18 protein-coding genes are annotated in these 18,995 nt (G+C 37.8%); all 18 read left to right on the top strand.

Annotated elements, in window-relative coordinates:
• Window positions 1-520: 520 nt before the first annotated feature.
• The 18 genes from ACFQ3N_RS02540 (at window position 521) to ACFQ3N_RS02625 (ending at window position 18,753) form a co-directional block, all read left to right on the top strand.
• Window positions 521-946, top strand: a complete 426-nt coding sequence (locus ACFQ3N_RS02540; RefSeq protein WP_390359240.1) for a MarR family winged helix-turn-helix transcriptional regulator — start codon at window positions 521-523, stop codon at window positions 944-946.
• Window positions 947-966: 20 nt separating this feature from the next.
• On the top strand, window positions 967-2,520 hold the full coding sequence (locus tag ACFQ3N_RS02545) for an ABC transporter substrate-binding protein (RefSeq protein WP_390359242.1): 1,554 nt from the start codon (window positions 967-969) through the stop codon (window positions 2,518-2,520).
• A 78-nt stretch (window positions 2,521-2,598) separates the two neighbouring features.
• Window positions 2,599-3,516: an ABC transporter permease gene (locus tag ACFQ3N_RS02550; protein ID WP_390359244.1), complete on the top strand. Its 918-nt coding sequence runs from the start codon at window positions 2,599-2,601 to the stop codon at window positions 3,514-3,516.
• Window positions 3,517-3,525: 9 nt separating this feature from the next.
• Window positions 3,526-4,431: an ABC transporter permease gene (locus tag ACFQ3N_RS02555; protein ID WP_390359246.1), complete on the top strand. Its 906-nt coding sequence runs from the start codon at window positions 3,526-3,528 to the stop codon at window positions 4,429-4,431.
• Window positions 4,432-4,446: 15 nt separating this feature from the next.
• Window positions 4,447-5,433 (top strand): ABC transporter ATP-binding protein, encoded by a 987-nt coding sequence (locus ACFQ3N_RS02560; RefSeq protein WP_390359248.1) that lies wholly within the window; start codon window positions 4,447-4,449, stop codon window positions 5,431-5,433.
• Complete coding sequence (locus ACFQ3N_RS02565) at window positions 5,434-6,441, top strand: ABC transporter ATP-binding protein (RefSeq protein ID WP_390359250.1); 1,008 nt, start codon at window positions 5,434-5,436, stop codon at window positions 6,439-6,441.
• Entirely contained in the window at window positions 6,422-7,600 is a 1,179-nt protein-coding gene (locus tag ACFQ3N_RS02570) for a M24 family metallopeptidase (protein WP_390359252.1), read from the top strand. Before ACFQ3N_RS02565 ends, ACFQ3N_RS02570 begins: the two co-directional genes overlap by 20 nt.
• A 222-nt stretch (window positions 7,601-7,822) precedes the next feature.
• On the top strand, window positions 7,823-8,668 hold the full coding sequence (locus ACFQ3N_RS02575) for a M55 family metallopeptidase (protein ID WP_390359254.1): 846 nt from the start codon (window positions 7,823-7,825) through the stop codon (window positions 8,666-8,668).
• A 54-nt stretch (window positions 8,669-8,722) separates the two neighbouring features.
• Window positions 8,723-9,613 (top strand): proline dehydrogenase family protein, encoded by an 891-nt coding sequence (locus ACFQ3N_RS02580; protein ID WP_390359770.1) that lies wholly within the window; start codon window positions 8,723-8,725, stop codon window positions 9,611-9,613.
• Window positions 9,614-9,950: 337 nt separating this feature from the next.
• Complete coding sequence (locus tag ACFQ3N_RS02585) at window positions 9,951-10,088, top strand: hypothetical protein (RefSeq protein ID WP_390359256.1); 138 nt, start codon at window positions 9,951-9,953, stop codon at window positions 10,086-10,088.
• Between the two features lie 246 nt (window positions 10,089-10,334).
• Window positions 10,335-12,362 carry a DEAD/DEAH box helicase gene (locus ACFQ3N_RS02590; RefSeq protein ID WP_390359258.1) on the top strand — a complete coding sequence of 676 codons (2,028 nt, stop codon included), beginning with the start codon at window positions 10,335-10,337 and terminating at the stop codon, window positions 12,360-12,362.
• Between the two features lie 18 nt (window positions 12,363-12,380).
• Window positions 12,381-13,385, top strand: a complete 1,005-nt coding sequence (locus tag ACFQ3N_RS02595) for a hypothetical protein (protein WP_390359260.1) — start codon at window positions 12,381-12,383, stop codon at window positions 13,383-13,385.
• A gap of 862 nt (window positions 13,386-14,247) precedes the next feature.
• The gene (locus ACFQ3N_RS02600) at window positions 14,248-15,627 is read left to right on the top strand and encodes an SEC-C metal-binding domain-containing protein (RefSeq protein WP_390359262.1); all 1,380 of its coding nucleotides are present in this window, start codon (window positions 14,248-14,250) and stop codon (window positions 15,625-15,627) included.
• A gap of 591 nt (window positions 15,628-16,218) precedes the next feature.
• Window positions 16,219-16,518 (top strand): hypothetical protein, encoded by a 300-nt coding sequence (locus ACFQ3N_RS02605; protein WP_390359264.1) that lies wholly within the window; start codon window positions 16,219-16,221, stop codon window positions 16,516-16,518.
• Window positions 16,518-17,276: an RQC-minor-1 family DNA-binding protein gene (locus tag ACFQ3N_RS02610; RefSeq protein WP_390359266.1), complete on the top strand. Its 759-nt coding sequence runs from the start codon at window positions 16,518-16,520 to the stop codon at window positions 17,274-17,276. Before ACFQ3N_RS02605 ends, ACFQ3N_RS02610 begins: the two co-directional genes overlap by 1 nt.
• Window positions 17,277-17,448: 172 nt before the next feature.
• Window positions 17,449-17,973, top strand: a complete 525-nt coding sequence (locus ACFQ3N_RS02615; protein ID WP_390359268.1) for a DUF6398 domain-containing protein — start codon at window positions 17,449-17,451, stop codon at window positions 17,971-17,973.
• A gap of 118 nt (window positions 17,974-18,091) precedes the next feature.
• On the top strand, window positions 18,092-18,271 hold the full coding sequence (locus ACFQ3N_RS02620; protein ID WP_390359270.1) for a hypothetical protein: 180 nt from the start codon (window positions 18,092-18,094) through the stop codon (window positions 18,269-18,271).
• 146 nt (window positions 18,272-18,417) lie between these two features.
• Window positions 18,418-18,753: a hypothetical protein gene (locus ACFQ3N_RS02625; RefSeq protein WP_390359272.1), complete on the top strand. Its 336-nt coding sequence runs from the start codon at window positions 18,418-18,420 to the stop codon at window positions 18,751-18,753.
• Window positions 18,754-18,995: the final 242 nt, after the last annotated feature.

An 18,995-nucleotide genomic window follows, 5' to 3' on the forward strand; every position in this document is an offset into this window, starting at 1 on the left:
AGGAATGGATTATTGCATGAACGCACTATACCGAAAATGGAAGCATGGGAACGGATCTTTTGCTTCATTTTTCTTTCAGATATACAGGAGCCCATCCTAATGACGAAACTGCCACATGAAGAACAAAATAATCTACATAGTTAACAAATATTGGGGACACGTTATACAAATATACCCAAGTGAAAAATGTAGCTATCAAATAATTGAAAATAATATGTCAAAATTTGCAGGTGCTCACATCAGCACTCGAATAAACACCGTAAAGTTATTATGCTCTGTGGTGTTTTTTATCGTCTATTTAAAATAATTTATTTTTCTTTTTCTGGAATTGAAACAAAAATATTTTGCCTAGGTGTTACCAACTGTTATTACAGAGTTCTTCATTTAATCACCATTACATAAATAAACCGCTATTCATAAAGTTTATAATTATTAGAGAATAAGTCAAAAAGTAGTTGACAAAAGCAACTTTTATCCCTAAAATTAGTTTGAATACAGAAAAGGAGGAATTTACAGATAAATGGGCGAGAGTGTTCAGGAAATTAAACGCTTTAATCGATTCTATTTAAGGATGATGGGACTTTTTTCTTTATATACAGATCAAAGTTCATATTCAGCCACCGAAGTAATGATATTGTTTGAGATTTATTCCAGTAAAAAATGTACAGCCTCATTTCTGTCTGAACACTTTTTATTCGATAAGGGTTATATAAGTAGAATGGTGAAAAAATTTCAGCAAAAGAATGTTATAGAGAAAGTTGCATCAGAAGAAGATCGTCGAATTCAGTACTTACAAGTAACAGAAAAAGGGTTGAAAGATTTAAATGTCCTGGCAAAAAAAGCAGATTTGAGTGTAAAGAGTATGATCAAAGATATTAGTCAGGAAGATCTTAAGGTAATGATAGATTCAATGAGAAAAATTGAAGATGTATTAGAAGGAAAATAATATTAAAAGGGTGGTATTTAATGAAGAAGTTCATAGTTGCACTTTTAGCTGTAAGTCTATTATTGGTGATCTCGGCTTGTACGGAAGGGACAAGCAGTCAGGACACTGAATCTGATGGCACTACGGATGGTAGTGAGGATACAAAAGATAGTATTGTTATCGGATTTGAATCTGACGCTGTTACTTTGATAGCTAACAATGATGTTAATTATACTACTGACGCACAGATCAGAAACATTTATGATCCTTTAATTGAAAGAGATGGTAACACAGGAGAGTTTGTCCCTGCCTTGGCTGAAAAATGGGAAAATATTGATGAGTTAACGTGGCGCTTGAAATTAAAAGAAGGTATTACATTCCATAACGGTGCAGAATTTAATGCCGAATCCGCCAAGTTCAGTATTGATTATATTTTAGATGAGGCAAATCAATCTTATTACCGCTCAAGATGGGCTAATGTTGAACAGGTGGAAGTACTTTCACCATATGAAGTAGAAATTACTACTTCTGAACCTTTCCCAAGCTTAATACAGCGTATTGCAGATGACCTGCTGATTATGGAACCAGGCTATGTAAATGAAGTTGGTACAGAACAGGCAGCGAAAGAACCAGTCGGAACGGGCGCATATAAATTTGTAGAATGGTCCCGTGATAACTACCTTAAATTAGAGGCTTTTGAAGATTATTATAAAGAAACGCCTGAAATCAAGAATCTTGAATTTCGTTATATTCCTGAATTTAGTTCAAGAATGTCCGCATTTTTAAGCGGGGAAATCGATTTATTTAAAAATATCCCAGTAGATTCAGTTGAGGAAATTAAAAATGCTGAAAACTCTAAAGTGGAAGAGGTTTCTTCATCACGTATCAATTACTTGGCGTTAAATACGTTCCATGATGGACCTATGCAAGATGAAAAAGTTCGTGAAGCTATTAATTATGCAGTTAACGTTGATGAGCTACTAGAGTCCATTTTAAATGGATTTGGAACAAAAATGACAGGGCCTTTATCCAAAATCAACTCTGGATACACGGAAACAGAAGACTATGGGCACGATTCTGAGAAAGCTGTAGAACTTTTGAAAGAAGCTGGGTATGATCCAGAATCACTTGAATTAACGTTAGATACTCCTAATGGCCGTTACCCAATGGATTCACATATTGCTCAGGGGATTGCGTCACAATTGCAAAAAATTGGAGTAACCGTAAATGTTCAAGTAAATGAGTGGGGGAACCACCTGGAAAAAATTCAAAACAGAGAGATGCAGGACATGTATATCTTAGGGTGGGGTCCAGCATTTGACGCACAGTCAACAATTGAAAATCTGTTTACAGAAGTTGCCCCATACAGCAGTTTCTATAATGAAGAGATCGAAGAAAAAATATACAAAACAAACGCATTGTTTAACCAAGAAGAAAGATTAGCAGGTTATGCGGAAATCCAGCGTGATTTAGTTGATAAAGCTGCATGGGTCCCACTATGGCAACAAGCAGACTTATACGCAGTACGAGAGAACCTGGAATTCAACCCAAGAGTTGATGAGAAAATGCAAGGATACTATATGTCCTGGGAATAGAACTGGATGAATAGAGGAGAGGGTTACACCTCTCCCATTCTATAATTAAAGTGATTTGGATAGAAAGGGGGACCTTACATGTTGGACTTTGTTATTAAAAGATTCTTACAGGTTATCTTGGTAGTCTTCTTAGCGCTTACTGTCGTTTTCTTTATGATTCGACTGTCTGGTGATCCAACTACGCTATTTCTACCACCTGATGCACCAAGAGAACAAATAGAAGAATATAGGGAGTTACTGGGATTCAATAGACCTCTATATGTACAGTATGGGGACTTCATGATAAATGCAGTACAAGGAGATTTCGGTGAATCTTTAAGAAGTCATGAGGATGCCCTGCAAATCGTACTGGATCGATTCCCAGCAACATTTCAACTCGCCATATCCGCTTTGATAATTTCCTTATCAATTGCTATCCCACTTGGTGTTTTATCTGCATATAAAAGAAATACAGTGTTCGATAAAATAGGTGTCGGGCTCACGGTTGTAGGACAAGCTGTACCAAGTTTCTGGCTGGGACTTATTCTGATTTATTTTTTCGCTGCACAGTTTAAGATGCTGCCATATGGCGGTGGTGGATCCTTGGTGCATATGATTCTTCCTACTATCACATTAGCGGCATATAGTGTTGCTAGATTTACCCGTTTTACCAGATCAGCAATGCTTGATGTAATGCGAAAAGACTATATTCGGACTGCTAAATCCTCAGGCGTCCCTACCAGAAGACTTATCATGCGGTACGCTTTACGCAATTCACTGATTCCAATTATCACTTTGGTAGCTCTTGATTTAGGGGTATTGCTTGGCGGAGCTGTTATTACAGAAGTTGTATTCTCCTGGCCTGGAATAGGAAGGTTGTTGATGCAGTCCTTAATGAATCGGGATTTTCCAATTGTTCTAGCTGGAGTATTTATCATCGCATTAACTTACGCAGTAATTAATTTTATTGCTGACGTGCTGTATGCATATGTTAATCCGCAAATACGTGTAAAGTAGGTGAAAAAAATGGCTTCAAGTCTTCCAGAAAGCGGACAGGTTTTAACTAATGTTGTTAAACCAAAAAGAAAATCGAAAACAAGTACATTTTTCTCTAATCTATCAAGAAGCTGGAGCGGGATGCTGGGCTTTTTGATCATAACTTTATTAATCGTCATTAGTTTAGTTGGCCCGTGGATTACACCATTTGATCCTTTATACGCAGAATTCAGTAAGAAACTATTACCGCCAATGACTGAAGGCCATTTATTGGGAACAGATCAGCTTGGAAGAGATATCTTCTCAAGGATATTAATTGGTGCTCGAGTGTCCGTCATTATTGGAGTTGCAACTGTGTTAATTGCAGGTTTATTTGGGACAATTATTGGCATTATATCAGGATTCTTCAGAGGATGGCTTGATGTAGTGTTAATGAGAATAGTAGACGTGCAGTTAAGCTTTCCATTTATTCTTTTGGTGCTTGTAATCAACGCGATAATTGGAGCGGGTCTTAAAAATATTATCATTTCGCTGGCTATTGGCGGCTGGGTTATTTTTGCCCGTGTAATTCGAAGTGAAGTTCTTGCATTACGAGAAAAAGAATTCATAACATCCTGTGTAGCAACAGGGGTTTCCAGGTTTGAAATTCTTATAAAACATATTGTCCCTAATCTATTTACACCAATCATTATTCTGGCATCGCTACAGATTGGTACGTATGTTATTGCAGAGGCATCTGTCAGTTTCTTAGGATTCGGCGTGCAGCCACCTACACCTGCTTGGGGAAATATGCTTAGTGAAGGAAAGGATTATATCTTAAGTTCCTGGTGGTTAATCACTTTTCCTGGACTTGCAATTGTTATCACGGCACTAGGTGTCAATCTATTTGGCGACTGGCTGCGAGATACGTTAGACCCCGAACTAAAGGGAGAATGATAGGAGGCGAAATTCATGTCTGATGCAATCCTTGAGATAAAAGATTTACAGATTCAATTTAAAAGCGGAAAAGAAACTGTTCAGCCGATTAGAGGGGTGGATTTCACTCTAAAAAAAGGAGAAACCTTAGGCGTTGTTGGAGAGTCTGGTAGTGGCAAGAGTGTAACATCATTAGCGATAATGGGGCTGCTTCCAGATAAAACAAGTGAAATTATTTCCGGGGAGATTCTATTTAATGGCAAGGATTTATCGAAGCTTAAAGAAAACCAGTACCGGAAAATAAGAGGTAACGAGATCTCCATGATATTTCAGGAGCCAATGACATCTTTAAATCCCGTTTTTACAATAGGGGAACAGTTAAGTGAACCGTTAAGGCAGCATAAGAAAATGCCAAAGAAAGAAATTAATGCTGCTATTATAGCCGTATTAAAACAAGTTGGAATTGCAAGAGCGGAACAAATTATTAACGAATACCCCCATCAGCTCTCTGGAGGCATGAGACAGCGGGTAATGATTTCACTCGCCTTATTGTGCCAGCCTGATTTAATGATCGCTGATGAACCAACAACTGCATTGGATGTAACGATACAAGCTCAAATACTGAAACTGATGAAAGACATTAAAAAGAAGAACGATATGAGCCTGCTGCTTATAACGCATGATTTGGGTGTAGTGGCTGAAATGTGCGACCGGGTTGTAGTTATGTATGCTGGGGAAATTGTTGAAGTTGCCGAAATAAACGAGTTGTTTAACAACCCATTACATCCATATACAAAAGGCTTAATAAATTCATTGCCTTCAAAGAACACAAGAAAAAATCGACTCTATTCAATTAGCGGGCAAGTTCCAAAGCCAAATGAAATAACCAAGGGGTGCGTTTTTGCCAATAGGTGTCCTGTCGCCTTTTCGAAGTGCTTTGAAGAAACGCCACCTGTCTTTGGAACAGGAAGTCATATCAGTAAGTGCTGGCTACAGGATCCAAACGAGGGTGAGGTGAGTTAAATGGAAGACAACGTGTTATTGGAAGTTCGGAATTTAAAAAAACATTATGAAATATCACAGGGAATTTTCAAGAAAAGTTTGATTGTCCGAGCGGTGGATGATATTAGTTTCAACGTTTTAAAGGGAGAAACGTTTGCATTAGTGGGAGAATCTGGCTGCGGAAAGTCAACAACAGGGAAAACAATTCTACGGCTGACAGATCCAACAGATGGACAGGTGGTATTTGACGGAGATGACATTGCTAACCTGCCATACAATGAAATGCGGTCATTACGGAAACGTATGCAAATGATCTTCCAGGATCCGTATGCCTCGTTGAATCCTAAAAAAACCGTCCAACAGATTTTAATGGAACCTTTACGTGTTCATAAGCAATTTGACGCAAAAGACCGGCATCAGAAAATATTAAATATCCTCGATATCGTTGGACTTTCAGAGGAACACCTGGAACGTTACCCCCATGAATTTTCTGGGGGACAACGGCAGCGAATTGGGATTGCCAAAGCGGTGATCCTTCAACCAGATTTCATTGTCGCTGATGAACCTGTATCGGCATTAGATGTGTCCGTACAGTCGCAGGTTATTAACCTGATGCTTGATCTACAAAAAGAATTCGGATTAACTTACTTATTTATTTCACACGATTTGAGTGTTATTGAACATATGACAGATCGGGTTGCGGTAATGTATCTTGGCGAAATCGTAGAGGTGGCAGAAACAGAAGAGTTATTTGCAAACCCAAAACACCCGTATACACAAGCTTTAATTTCTGCTGTACCTATTTCTCACCCAGCGGAAGAAAGGGAACGGATTATTCTGGAGGGCGATGTACCGAGCCCTGTAAATCCACCACCAGGCTGTTCGTTCCACACAAGATGTCCATTTGCAATGGAAGTTTGCCGGGAGTCAGCACCGCAGCCAACAACGTTCGCGGATGGTCATACGGCAAATTGCCATTTATATACAAAAAAAGAGGAGGAAACAAAACATGTTATTATCAATTCCTAAATACGAACTGAAAGCCCGTCAAGAGAAGTTTCAAAAGAGGTTATCTGAAAGAAATTGTGATGGAGCGGTTATTTTCGCTGTAACTGATATTTTCTATTTAACCGGATTCCATTTTCATGCTACAGAAAGACCAATGGGGTTAATGGTGGATCCAAATCAGAAGGTACATCTTTTTGTACCGCAACTGGAACATGAGCATGCTGAAGAATATGGAGCTGTAGACTTTGTACATTCTTACCCAGAATATCCTGGTATCAAGCATCCGATGCAATACTTTAAGGAAGTCCTGCAGAAATTTGATTTTGAAGGAAAGACAATTGGCTATGATTCATTAGGTTATGGATCCCCTATGGGATATCGTGGACCAACAGTAGACCAGCTTATTGAAAGTAAAGAATTCGTTTCGTTGCACGGAGTAATTGAAGAATTGCGTTTTATTAAATCTCCTAATGAAGTGGAACTAATTAAAGAATCATGTCGCTGGGGCAATCTCGCACACCGCCTTCTGCAGAAGTATACAAAAGTAGGACTAAGTGAAATTGAAATCACCAGTAAAGCATCACAGGAAGCTACGCTATCCATGATTGAAACATTGGGACCTGATTATAAGCCGCATGGAAAAACTGCATATGCCATTTTCAGAGGTCAAATTGGCCCAGAATCCGCATTTCCACATGCAGTAACTCAAAATCTAATCATGTCAAAAGGTGATACATTAGTAACTGGTGCTGCTTCGGATGTGTTCGGTTACCACAGTGAATTGGAAAGAACCATGTTTGTAGAGGAAGTATCAAAAGAACAGGAGAAATATTTTAATTATATGTATAAGGCACAGGATATTGCTTTCGAAGCTATTAAACCTGGAGTTACCTATGCATCAGTGGAAGAAACTGTCCAGAAATATTTTAAAGAGGAAGGTATTACCGAATTAACACGTCACCATACAGGACATAATATTGGCCTGCTTGGGCATGAAGCACCATTCTTTGACTTAGGAGACGATACTGTCATCGAACCGGGCATGGTTGTCACGGTTGAACCTGGTATTTATGTAAATGGTCTTGGAGGATTCAGACATTCTGATACTGTCCTTGTAACTGAGGATGGCATAGAGATGCTGACTTACTATCCAAGGGATTTAGCTTCACTTATTTGCTAATAAATCTGAGTGCTTGGTGAAATCTTTTTGCCAAGCATTTATTTTATCTATGTTTTGTGGTTGTGGAAATATCCTCACTTTCGTAGGCAATATACAAGCCTCCTCCCCGTGGGGTCTCACGCTTAACAGGATATATCATTCATCTCTGTCCGCCTAAACAGCTTATTGATCACAAACTTATAGAAGACAGCCTGTTAAATAAACAAAGAAGGGATGTACAATATGAAACTATTTATCTCAGCTGATATTGAAGGTATATCAGGTGTTGCAACAATACAGCAATTGGTAACCAATTCAGAGTATCAGCGATTCAGAAAGCTAATGACCAGTGAGGTGAACGCAGCCATCAGAGGGGCATTTAAAGGTGGAGCTAGTGAAGTAGTTGTAGCAGATGGCCATGGTAACATGTCTAATATCATTATAGAAGATCTTGACAACCGTGCCCGATTAGTTTCAGGTAATAATAGAGTAATGGCCCAATTGGAAGGTCTCGATGATACATATGATGGGATCATTTTTATAGGTCATCACGGTAGAGAAAGTGATTCAGATGCTGTCATTTCTCACACATTGGCTGGGGTATGTGTGAAAGAAATGAAGATAAATAATCAAGTGGTTGGGGAAACAGAAATGAATGCAATGGTTGCCGGTAAATTTAGTGTTCCTCCTATCTTTATTAGCGGAGATGACATGTATGTAAGTGAAGTTAAAGAAACATTGCCTAATGTCAGGTCTGTTGTTTCAAAATATGCGAGGAACCGGTTAGCTGCAGAGCTTATTCATCCAGAAGAAGTCCGCAAAGAAATTGAGCAGAAAGTTGAGACGGCTGTAAAAGACTTAGAACAGTATGAGCCATTAGTGATAAAGGAGCCTATAACATTTGAAATTAATTTCAAAGGCCCTCAACAAGCACAAATGACTACTACTATTCCAACTGTACAAATGATCACCCCAACACGAATAAGGTTTACTTGCGATGATATTGTAACTGCCTATAAACAAATGTGGGGTTGTGTGATTATAGCGATGGCTGCAACAAATGGAATATTAGGCAGCGTCAATTCTTAAAATTTTTAAAGAGGAGGGATTCAGGTGATTGCTCAAACGTCTCGAAGATTTTTTATGTTCGCAGCATCAAATAAAATGCTGAATAAAGCAGCTAGAAAATGGGGATTCCGTTTTGGTGCGGCCCAGGTTGTCGCAGGTGAAACAATTGAAAGCGTAATAGAAAAAGTAGCTGAATTAAACGAAAAAGGACTGGTCTGTACGCTTGATCACTTAGGAGAATTTGTAACGAGCAAGGAAGAAGCAATCGAAGCAACACAGTACAATGTGCGTACATTAGAAGCAATCGAAGCATCTAACGTAACAAGTAACTTATCCGTGAAAATGACCCAATTAGGCCTCGACATTGATAGAGAATTCTGTATAAAAAATATGATTAGCATATTAGCAACTGCTAAAAAATATGATAAATTTGTGCGGATTGATATGGAAGATTATGCACACTGTAAGGTTACATTGGACATAATGAAGGAACTTCGCGATGTTCACGGCTTTGACAACGTTGGTACTGTTATTCAATCATACCTGTTTCGTGCTGAGGAAGATGTTGAGGCACTGAAAGGCATCCCGCTGCGTTTGGTAAAAGGTGCCTATAAAGAATCGCCTGAGGTTGCCTATCAAAATAAGTCAGAGATTGATGACAACTATCTGAACATCATCAAAAAGCATCTGTTAAATAAGAGCTATACTGCAATAGCAAGTCATGATCATCACATTATTGAAAAAGTCATTGCGTTTACTAAGGAGCATAATATTTCAAGTAACCAATTCGAATTTCAAATGTTGTACGGATTTAGAAATGAGCTACAGATGGAACTGTTGGAAAAGGGCTATAAAGTCCGTGTATATGTCCCATTTGGCAACGACTGGTTTGGTTACTTTATGAGAAGACTGGCCGAAAGACCACAAAATATATCCTTCGCTTTGAAAGGATTCTTTTCTAAATAGTGATGAAGAGCTGGCGTGCTGTCAGTTCTTCTTAACAAGCAACCTATACATATATTGGGGGATTTTAGAAGTGAAGGGACACTTCTAGTGGTATACCCAAACCGAAGTAGAAGCCCTTTTCCCATCGGTTGGTGCAACCAACCGATACAGCTGATCCAAGCTCACACGTTTGTCATCTGGTGCCTGTCACTTCCCACTTTTTATCAAATTTTGTCGAATGAGTTTACTAGGTTTATAGTAGGTGTTAGAGCTTGTATTGGTACTAGCAGCTTTTAGTTTAAAGTGCAATAATCACCTCAAGTCATGCATAAGAATAAAAAAACGAAAGGAGAGAGTCATGGAGTTATTTGCAGTTATACTAATTGGGCTTTTATTGCTAATGGTTGGATGGAAAGTCGCCAAAAAAATCATTCGCTTTCTTATCTTTTTAGCGCTAGTTGGAGTGGCGATCTACTTCTTTATGAATTACTTATAACTACATAGAATATACATATTCGTAAAAATTCCCTTTCTACTTTTTTATATAGTAGAAAAGGAATTTTTTTGTGTCATATAACTTGTTACCTCGATCCATCGTTATAAGCCGTATATCCTTAGGTGGTGGAGCCTGTCACTTCCCAGGCAGGATTCGACTTTTTAATGTATAAAATAGAATAGTAGATACACCTGCTATATGATAAAATAAGAGATATCAGAAAGCAAATTAGGTTGGTGATTCCTATTGAAAAGACATCTGTTTAAGGTGGATAAAGAACTCTTTGAATTAAATGCGATGGAAATGGACGACTCGTTAATCCACTTCTTTAGGGAAATAGATATAGTAGAAAAGACATTTACTATGGTAAATGATCAGGGATTACATAGAAAGTTTTCCATTGATTGGAAAGAAGGTTTGCTACTAGGAAGAGGAATAAAGGGTTTCTTTGCTCCTTATTCAGCGGAGTGGTTGACGATTTACTATACAGAAGATCATAAAATAATAATTACTGCACAAAATCAGGTAGCCTTGAATAACTTTGAGGGTGAGTTCCATGATCAGGAACAGGCGCAAACTGTTCTCGACGCCTTAACTGGTTTTACTAATAATTCCGATAAATGGTTCCAACTACACCAGGTGGCACAGCAATTCCAAATTAATCCAAGTGATAATGAACTGCTTTGTTTGCCATATGTTCGTGAATTGGAAACATTTGATTACCAGATCAAATCTGTCAAATCGGTGATCAGCCGTTTTAAGGGACGGGTGATGCTGAGTGATGAAGTTGGACTTGGCAAAACAGTGGAAGCTGGATTGGCGATGCTGGAATATATTATGCGTGGGCTCGCAAGGAGAATCTTGATTGTTGTCCCGCCATCACTTGTTGGGCAATGGGAAAATGAAATGAAAAGGAAATTTAACCAGGACTTTATTCGTTCAGATCATCCCGATTTTAAGAAGATGGGTGAGGATGCGTGGACACATTATCCAAAGGTTATTTCTTCAATTGATACAGCAAAACAAAAGAAACATCGAGAAGCTATTTTCACGCAGCAATATGATTTAATCATTGTTGACGAAGCACATCATTTAAAGAATCGAACAACCCAAAAATGGAAGTTCGTCAATGGTATTAACAAAAAATATATTTTCCTATTAACGGCAACTCCAGTCCAAAACCATCTCGAAGAACTGTACAATCTGATTACTCTATTAAAACCTGGGCAATTAAGAACATACAGTTATTTTAAGAAAAACTTTGTTGAAAGCAAAGACGGAATTGAGGCCAAAAACGTAGAAAGGCTTAAAAACCTGTTAGCGGATGTCATGATTCGCAACAAACGAAGCAACGTTGATGTTACATTTACAAAAAGAACAGCACATACGAGGACAGTCGAAATTTCAAAGCGGGAAAAGGCTTTGTATGAAAACTTTAGTACCTTTGTTCGAAACAAATATAAAGAGCAGCATCCAATACTAAACCGATTTCGGCTTAAGAACCTTCAAGAACAAGCAGGCAGTACGATTACGGCGCTTATTCCCTCTCTGGAGAGACTTGCAGCCAATGAAAAGTTGTCTGAATATGACCAAAAAACAATGAAAAGATTCCTTAATGACGCGTATGAAATCATCTTAAACAAAGATGAAGTTCATGCGAAGGCAGAAGAACTTGTTTCTATTTTAACTGAATTTAACGATAAAATGATTGTCTTTACTAAATTTGCATCAACACAAGCGTATATTAGTAATTTGTTAAAGGAAAGCGGTTTTCAAGTTGCTGAATTTCACGGAAGGTTGCGTCGGAGGGAAAAAGAAGAACAAGTTACATTTTTTAGAGATGAAGCGGATGTGTTAGTGAGTACAGAAATTGGTGGTGAAGGAAGGAATCTGCAGTTCTGTCATGGGATGATTAACTTCGATCTGCCTTGGAATCCAATGGCAATCGAACAGCGGATTGGCAGAATTCATCGAATTGGACAGGAAAATGATATTTCTGTTTATAATCTTGTTGCCAAGGATACAATTGAATATTATATTTTAGATTTGCTGGATCGGAAAATTAATATGTTTGAACTTGTTGTTGGTGAAGTTGATGCTATTTTAGGTGATATAGAGGAGAAGGAGGATTTTTCCGAACTTATCATGAAAGCCTGGGTTGATTCCGAAACGAACGAAGAAGTGGAAACGGAACTTGATCAGATTGGAGAAGAACTTCTGAAAAATAAGCAAAAATTAGCTAAACAGAAACAACTGGATGACGCAATATTTTAAGTGAAATGGAGGTGCCCTATGCAGCTGCAACGATTTGTTACTGAGGTGTTTGAGGAGTTGGGCGGGGTTGTTATTCCGGTTGAATATGCCTTATGCCATGTTCTTGTTCCCGAAGCATATACGCCATATTTCCAAAACAAGACAGAATTGGAACTGGCCTTTGACTTTGAAGTTTCACAAGAACACCCCGAGTCAGAATTCGTTACGTTTGGAAGTTTTGTCTTAGAACAGTTACTAGCAATTGTCCATCAAAATGCAAATAGCACACTTCGATTTGCAGAGATTGAACGGCTTGAGCTCGGGAATCCTTTGAAAAAGATAACACGTTATTTGGAGAACGAGCCAGGGAAGATAACAATTGTCGGTGAAAGACCTGTGCTCGGTTTATGGGCTGTTTTTCAATATAATATTACTTATGTTGCAGATGAAAAAACGCAAGACTCTGAACAAATTTGGGTAAACCTGCTTACAAACGAAATTTGTCCAGAAATGAAACGGAAACAAAACTGGATTATTTATAAACAAGAGTCGCTTTACACGTACCCTATTCCGGAAACTGTTGAGATGTCTTATGCATTTGAAAAAGCAACAAAGTATGTGAAGAATAAGGCAGAACAGCAAAAAAACATTCAATCTAATCACACGATTTTAGAAAAAGATGTCGAAAGAATAGCAAACTATTACAAAGAACTTTTAGCGGAAAATAAGAAGAGAGTGAGTCGAAAAGGATTAAGTGATGACAAGAAGAAGGAACTAGCTACAAAATCAGAAACAATCACACTGGAGCGAGACAAACAGCTTCAAGAAATCTACAACAAATATAATGCCCAAATTGAAATGAATATTGATAATGGGATACTATATTTTATTCCATTGCTTGAATATAATGTGGAGATTCAATTTAGAGCTAATATTAAACAGAAAACCCTTTTTTATAATCCGATAACGAAAGACTTTTTTAAAAAGGATACATCGGTTTCAGTGGATGCTGTACAGACTACTGGAAGTATAGGCAATAATTAAATTTATCAAGTATATAAAAACAGAGTGGGATAGGATCGATGATAAGGGAAGTTGACATGATTAAGAATGGGGACGGGTCTAACAGGGGACAATCGGAAGTTTTGCGCGAAAAAAGGCACAATGAGAAGGTTTATTCTACTCGTGGTGCCTTTTTCTTGTTATATGTAATTACTCACCAGCAAAATTTTTGGTTACCTTACCCTAGAAAAATGAAGTCGCGAGAGGTAGTGCGTCCCCCTAAGATTCAATCTTTTTGGCTAGGTGCCTGTCACTTCTCGAATTTTGGAGGTATTTGTCGAATAGATTGCTAGGACTAATGTGTGAAGTTAGTTCTAGCAGTTTTTTTGGGATGCTTGTGAGGACGAGATGGGAATTTCTCCCGTTTCGTTAACAAAGGTGGAATTTCTGCTTCCGTAGAAATTCGTCTATTGGATTAGGAGCCTTGGGACGCGCAATAAATCAACGAAATTCGCTCGACTAGCAGTGAAACTTGCTCGGCAAAAGGCTTAGTACCTGTCACCCCCCCTGAAAGTTGGATTTGAGTGTTGGTTTAGAGTGGATAAAAAAGCTGATAACTTGATGGATTCTCTTTTGGACTTGACAGCTTTATTATTCTAAAAAAACACCACTTATAAAATTTATTTGTCAGATGTCTGAAGCACGTTAATTTTTTATTTTGAACATTATCAGACTGATATAGTTCAATTCTTTACGTTCTGGATGTAGAGAACTGTTTTTTAGGGAACCGAGGGAATTGACCCGGTTGTATTTGGAAATTCCAGGAAGTACAAGAACCGTCCCCATGCTTCACATGCTAGTATGATAAAATAATAGAAAAGCGACAATGTTTGGAGGGATAAGAATGAATCTGGATGAATTGTTGGTTGATGAAGAATTTGAAAAGAATTATTTTGAAAAACTTAAATGTACGTTGGATGCATTTGCTGCTGACTTATATGAAAACCAAGGGCTAAAAATGGAGACCATTAATCATCACACGGGGCGTTTGGAGCTCTTTGCAGAGTTTTTGTATCATCAAGATGTGAAATTACAAGAAATACACGCCGACTATATCATAGACTTTCTGGGAGACTATTATATTCGTAAAGTATTAAATAGCAAACACAGTGACATTGCGCCTTACCTAACTTTATTTAAAAAGTTTGCAAAGTATGCGTATGAAAATGAATATATAAATAAAAAAGTTTTTGATGAAATTAAAATGGTATGTAAACAGAAGCAATTCTTTTTGCATCGCTTTGACACTTATTTTTCATCGAGTGATTTGGAAGAGTGGTATTTTAACAATGATCTATACCAATACCTTGAAGAAATAGAGGACGTATATAGTTTGGCGGACGAAGAAAAGCTAGATATTGATACTAACTTTGTCCAATTACTAAAAGAGAAGAACGTGGAGGCCCCAACTGCAGTCATAGCCTTTTCTTCTTTCCTTAAAAAGATTCAAAGTGAAAAGAACGTGAAACTCACAAGTATGAGGCAAAATATTACACGAAACTTCTGGAAACAATTGGATGAGTTGCTGAATCTTCAGCTATTTAGTAAGCCGACGCTAAACCAAGAGGATATCGGACTATATCATTATTTCTATTTGCTGGGTATACAGTTAAAACTATTCCGGATTACTGGGAATAAAATCATACCGACTGAGCTTCTTAAACATTATCAAGAATTATCCCATGAGGAAAAATTTGTTTTAATGATTGGCGGGTTATGGAACCAACTTTCCTGGCATGAAATCCAACCATCCAATGTAGGGGGGCGAATTGAAGTTACTCAGGCAAGACGTTCCAATTTGGCGGATGTCCTTTCACAATTTCCGGTTGGGGAAAAAATCATTCTTAGTGAGGATCAGCTTGGTATATTGCTAATTAATCAAACATTTATGGGGGGATTACTTGATGCATCGGATGAGTTTATCAAGCACATCCTTCCCATCATGGAATACTTTGGATTATTTCATTTGGAATATGAATTAAAAGAAAGAAAATACGAAAACTATTATGAAATTGTTTCTATTGAACTAAATCAGTTGGGTTATTTTACATGTAATCAACTAAAAAATATGGGGAATACGATCCCCGAAAATGCACCTTCCAATAGCATATCGGATCTTTTTATTCAAATGGGGCCAAATCTTCCTGTTGTAAATCAGAAGGTTGGACGTAACGATCCATGCCCATGTGGAAGTGGGAAGAAATATAAGCGTTGCTGTATTTAGTGGGAGCAATTCTAACAGGGGACAATCGGAAGTTTTGCGCGAAAAAAGGCACAACGAGAGGATTTATTCTGCTCGTGGTGCCTTTTTCTTGTTATATGTAATTACTCACCCGCAAAATTTTTGATTACCCTAGAAAAATGAAGTCGCAAGAGGTAGTGCGTCCCCTAAGATTCAATCTTTTTGGCTAGGTGCCTGTCACTTCTCGAATTTTGGAGGTATTTGTCGAATAGATTGCTAGGACTAATGTGTGAAGTTAGTTCTAGCAGTTTTTTTGGGATGCTTGTGAGGACGAGATGGGAATTTCTCCCGTTTCGTTAACAAAGGTGGAATTTCTGCTTCCGTAGAAATTCGTCTATTGGATAAGGAGCCTTGGGACGCGCAATAAATCAACGAAAGTCGCTCGACTAGCAGTGAAACTCCCTCGGCAAAAGGCTTAGTACCTATCACCCCCCTGAAAGTTATCGATCTTAGTTGAAAGATATTTGTTCCATTATTATAATAATAGGGTAATAGAGATACTGTTAAACAGCTTATCGTTATAATTTTAATTTTCATAGGCGATCATATAATACTAGAAAGGAACTGGTACCAATGGGTAAAGGCAAGAAAAATTCCACCTGGGCAGAGGCTAAAAAACGTTGTCGCTTGAATCAGAATGATATTCAAATGGCGAAAGAGCTTAGCATGACACCGAAAAGCTTACTAAAAAACATTCCTTCACCTAATCAACAATGGAAATCACCCGTAAAGGTTTGGGTACGTGACCTATATGAAAAAAAGTTTGGCAAGGTACTTACCTCTGAAAAAAGTAACTCCATCATAGATCGAGCAGAAAGGAAGACGCATGATATATTGGATGAGGATTTTCCAGACGAGGAGCTGCCATTTTAATGAGAAAGAACCAAAATCAGTTATCAGAAGCAGAAATTCTTGCCATTTTGCGAGCAGCAGATGATATTATTGCGGAAGCGGGACGAACGCTACTTGCTAAAATTTTAAAGGGTTCGCGTGAGAAAAAAATTTTACAACTGGAGTTGAATTTGTGCCCAGTATACGGTTATTTCAAATCATATAAGTTAGCGGAGGTCATAGATAAAATTGACTGGATGATTGACTATGACTTTCTGGATATTCAATACAACGGGAAATTACCGATGATTATTTTTACGGAGCGGGGCTGGGAGATTGAGCGTGATCAGCGCGTGGATGAATTTTTAAGGGAATGGGATCAATGGCTGGAAAAGGGGCGGTCATCTATAGACATGAGCTATTTGAAAGATCGCAATAGGCCCATGATATTTTTACTTCTTGAGAAGGTTAGAGAAACAGGCAACAGGAAGTACATACCTTATTTAAAAGAATGGGAAAAAATTGATTACAAAAAAGTAAAAGCTGAGATTCGAGCGACAATCAATTCTTTGGAAGCAAATGAGTCAATTGATGATCAGCAAGCTGAAATAAAGAGAAAAGATTCAATCAAGGATGCGTTGCAAGGTTCCGCGCCTCAGGATATTCTGTTAAAATGCTGGAAGTGCGGTGATCGATTCACTTTCACAGTGGGCGAGCAACAGTTTTATAAACAAAAAGGATTTGTTCATCCTAAAAGATGTGAAGAGTGCCGAGAACTAAGATTTGGTGACATTCCTTAATAAGATTTGTACATCGGCTTAGGATGTAAATGAAAGAAAGGATGTGTACCATGACGAACACGAAGGAAAAGATAGAAAAAAGGAAATCAGAATTGATCTGGTTAACGTTAGATTTTAGCCAGCAGTATCTAAATGGGATTACAATGAAGTTATTGAAAAACTGATTAAAAAAATGGCTAGAAAAAGAGATGTCCCTTTTGTTACAGGCAGAATTGAAATTTGGGGTGCAGAAGTGATTCATGCACTGGGCACCATCAACTTCTTATTTGACAAGGCCACTCAGCCATATGTTTCTGTAGCTGATATTTGTCAGTTTTTCGATACGAAACAAAGTACTACCTCGCAAAAATCAAAAAAGATCAGAGATATTTTCAACATGTCTTATTTTGACGAGGATTTTACAATAGAATCGGTTGATCAGCGTAATTCGTTTAATCACATGGAAATGGCTAATGGCCTTCTGGTTCCAAAAGGCATGGTACAGGAATTGAAGACAGAGAATGTGGAGATTATCCCTGATGATTGGGAATTAGAAGTGGCACAAATATTAGGCATTTTGAAACTGGAAAAAGAGAAAAAATATAACGAAAGTGATTTATTTGATTGGTTGGAAGTGACAGATAAAAGGTTACTGGCATTCTATAATTATTTACATCATCATTTGAAGTTTCCTTTTTTGGCAGGTAAGAAAGTATAAATACTTTCTTACTGCATAAGTGCAACTATGGCATTCGCCATAAAGGCTTGGCGAATGCCAAGTTTTCTAAGGCTCATTTGAAGAGGAGGTAGGACCGCTAGCTTTTGCAGAATATGATGTGAATTGTATTCGATTGGATCAGGAAGTAAGGATTCATGAATTTTATGGGATTTTAGTGGAATGCAGTCACAAGGGAAAAAAGGCGATAATCCCCTTAGCCGATATTGGGGTAAACGAAGAACATGCTAATTTTTCACTGATAGAGTTGTATCAAGATTGGTTTTGGTCATATCGTTAGGGCATTTTCACACTATACGAGAAGGGATTGCAAAAGCATAGAGACGGTTCTTTAAGAAATTTACTCTTCAGTGCTGGCTCCTCTAACTATATCTTTTCAATCTAATCAAGATCATTTATACTGTTTACGAGGAGGTGAATGAAACTATGGAAAATGAGACAATGCTGAAGGAAATATTAAATGCCTTAACGTCCCATTCAGAGCAGGTCAATAATAAATTTGGTCAAATGGACAAGAAGTTTGAGCAAAAGTTTGACCAAATGGACCAGAAATTTGAGCAAAAGTTTGAGGAAATGGATAAGAAGTTTGAACGAAAGTTTGAGGAAATGGACAAGCGTTTCGATCGATTAGAGACAAAAGTTGATGGTATACGTATGGATTTAACAGAAACACAGAAAACCACTAATTTTTTATTAGGTAAAATAGTCCAACATGATGAAAAGCTTCTACAACTTTCTGAGGAATCTGAGCAATATAAATAACCTTCCTGTATACTATAATCCCAAATTTAAAGCAAAAATACCTCCATACCCATCTACTGGAATGGAGGTATTTTTATGTGATTTTAGGTCATAGGGACAGGTTTATAGTCAGATTTTTAACGTTTTACGCCCCAAGTTAATAAATTCTTTCTATGACTATTCAGATTACGAGTAATACATTCCCTATTAAATGTGTCGCTCTTTTACAATCCTAACAAAGGGTTGCTTACAACTTACTTTAA

The organism is Virgibacillus byunsanensis, from assembly GCF_042675965.1.
Lineage (GTDB): Bacteria > Bacillota > Bacilli > Bacillales > Amphibacillaceae > Virgibacillus_R > Virgibacillus_R byunsanensis.

What these genes read in the sequence shown, in the direction of transcription:
- ACFQ3N_RS02540 (WP_390359240.1), top strand. Translation starts at nt 521, where the DNA reads ATGGGCGAGAGTGTTCAGGAAATTAAACGCTTTAATCGATTCTATTTA.
- ACFQ3N_RS02545 (WP_390359242.1), top strand. Translation starts at nt 967, where the DNA reads ATGAAGAAGTTCATAGTTGCACTTTTAGCTGTAAGTCTATTATTGGTG.
- ACFQ3N_RS02550 (WP_390359244.1), top strand. Translation starts at nt 2,599, where the DNA reads ATGTTGGACTTTGTTATTAAAAGATTCTTACAGGTTATCTTGGTAGTC.
- ACFQ3N_RS02555 (WP_390359246.1), top strand. Translation starts at nt 3,526, where the DNA reads ATGGCTTCAAGTCTTCCAGAAAGCGGACAGGTTTTAACTAATGTTGTT.
- ACFQ3N_RS02560 (WP_390359248.1), top strand. Translation starts at nt 4,447, where the DNA reads ATGTCTGATGCAATCCTTGAGATAAAAGATTTACAGATTCAATTTAAA.
- ACFQ3N_RS02565 (WP_390359250.1), top strand. Translation starts at nt 5,434, where the DNA reads ATGGAAGACAACGTGTTATTGGAAGTTCGGAATTTAAAAAAACATTAT.
- ACFQ3N_RS02570 (WP_390359252.1), top strand. Translation starts at nt 6,422, where the DNA reads ATGTTATTATCAATTCCTAAATACGAACTGAAAGCCCGTCAAGAGAAG.
- ACFQ3N_RS02575 (WP_390359254.1), top strand. Translation starts at nt 7,823, where the DNA reads ATGAAACTATTTATCTCAGCTGATATTGAAGGTATATCAGGTGTTGCA.
- ACFQ3N_RS02580 (WP_390359770.1), top strand. Translation starts at nt 8,723, where the DNA reads ATGTTCGCAGCATCAAATAAAATGCTGAATAAAGCAGCTAGAAAATGG.
- ACFQ3N_RS02585 (WP_390359256.1), top strand. Translation starts at nt 9,951, where the DNA reads ATGGAGTTATTTGCAGTTATACTAATTGGGCTTTTATTGCTAATGGTT.
- ACFQ3N_RS02595 (WP_390359260.1), top strand. Translation starts at nt 12,381, where the DNA reads ATGCAGCTGCAACGATTTGTTACTGAGGTGTTTGAGGAGTTGGGCGGG.
- ACFQ3N_RS02600 (WP_390359262.1), top strand. Translation starts at nt 14,248, where the DNA reads ATGAATCTGGATGAATTGTTGGTTGATGAAGAATTTGAAAAGAATTAT.
- ACFQ3N_RS02605 (WP_390359264.1), top strand. Translation starts at nt 16,219, where the DNA reads ATGGGTAAAGGCAAGAAAAATTCCACCTGGGCAGAGGCTAAAAAACGT.
- ACFQ3N_RS02610 (WP_390359266.1), top strand. Translation starts at nt 16,518, where the DNA reads ATGAGAAAGAACCAAAATCAGTTATCAGAAGCAGAAATTCTTGCCATT.
- ACFQ3N_RS02615 (WP_390359268.1), top strand. Translation starts at nt 17,449, where the DNA reads ATGGCTAGAAAAAGAGATGTCCCTTTTGTTACAGGCAGAATTGAAATT.
- ACFQ3N_RS02625 (WP_390359272.1), top strand. Translation starts at nt 18,418, where the DNA reads ATGGAAAATGAGACAATGCTGAAGGAAATATTAAATGCCTTAACGTCC.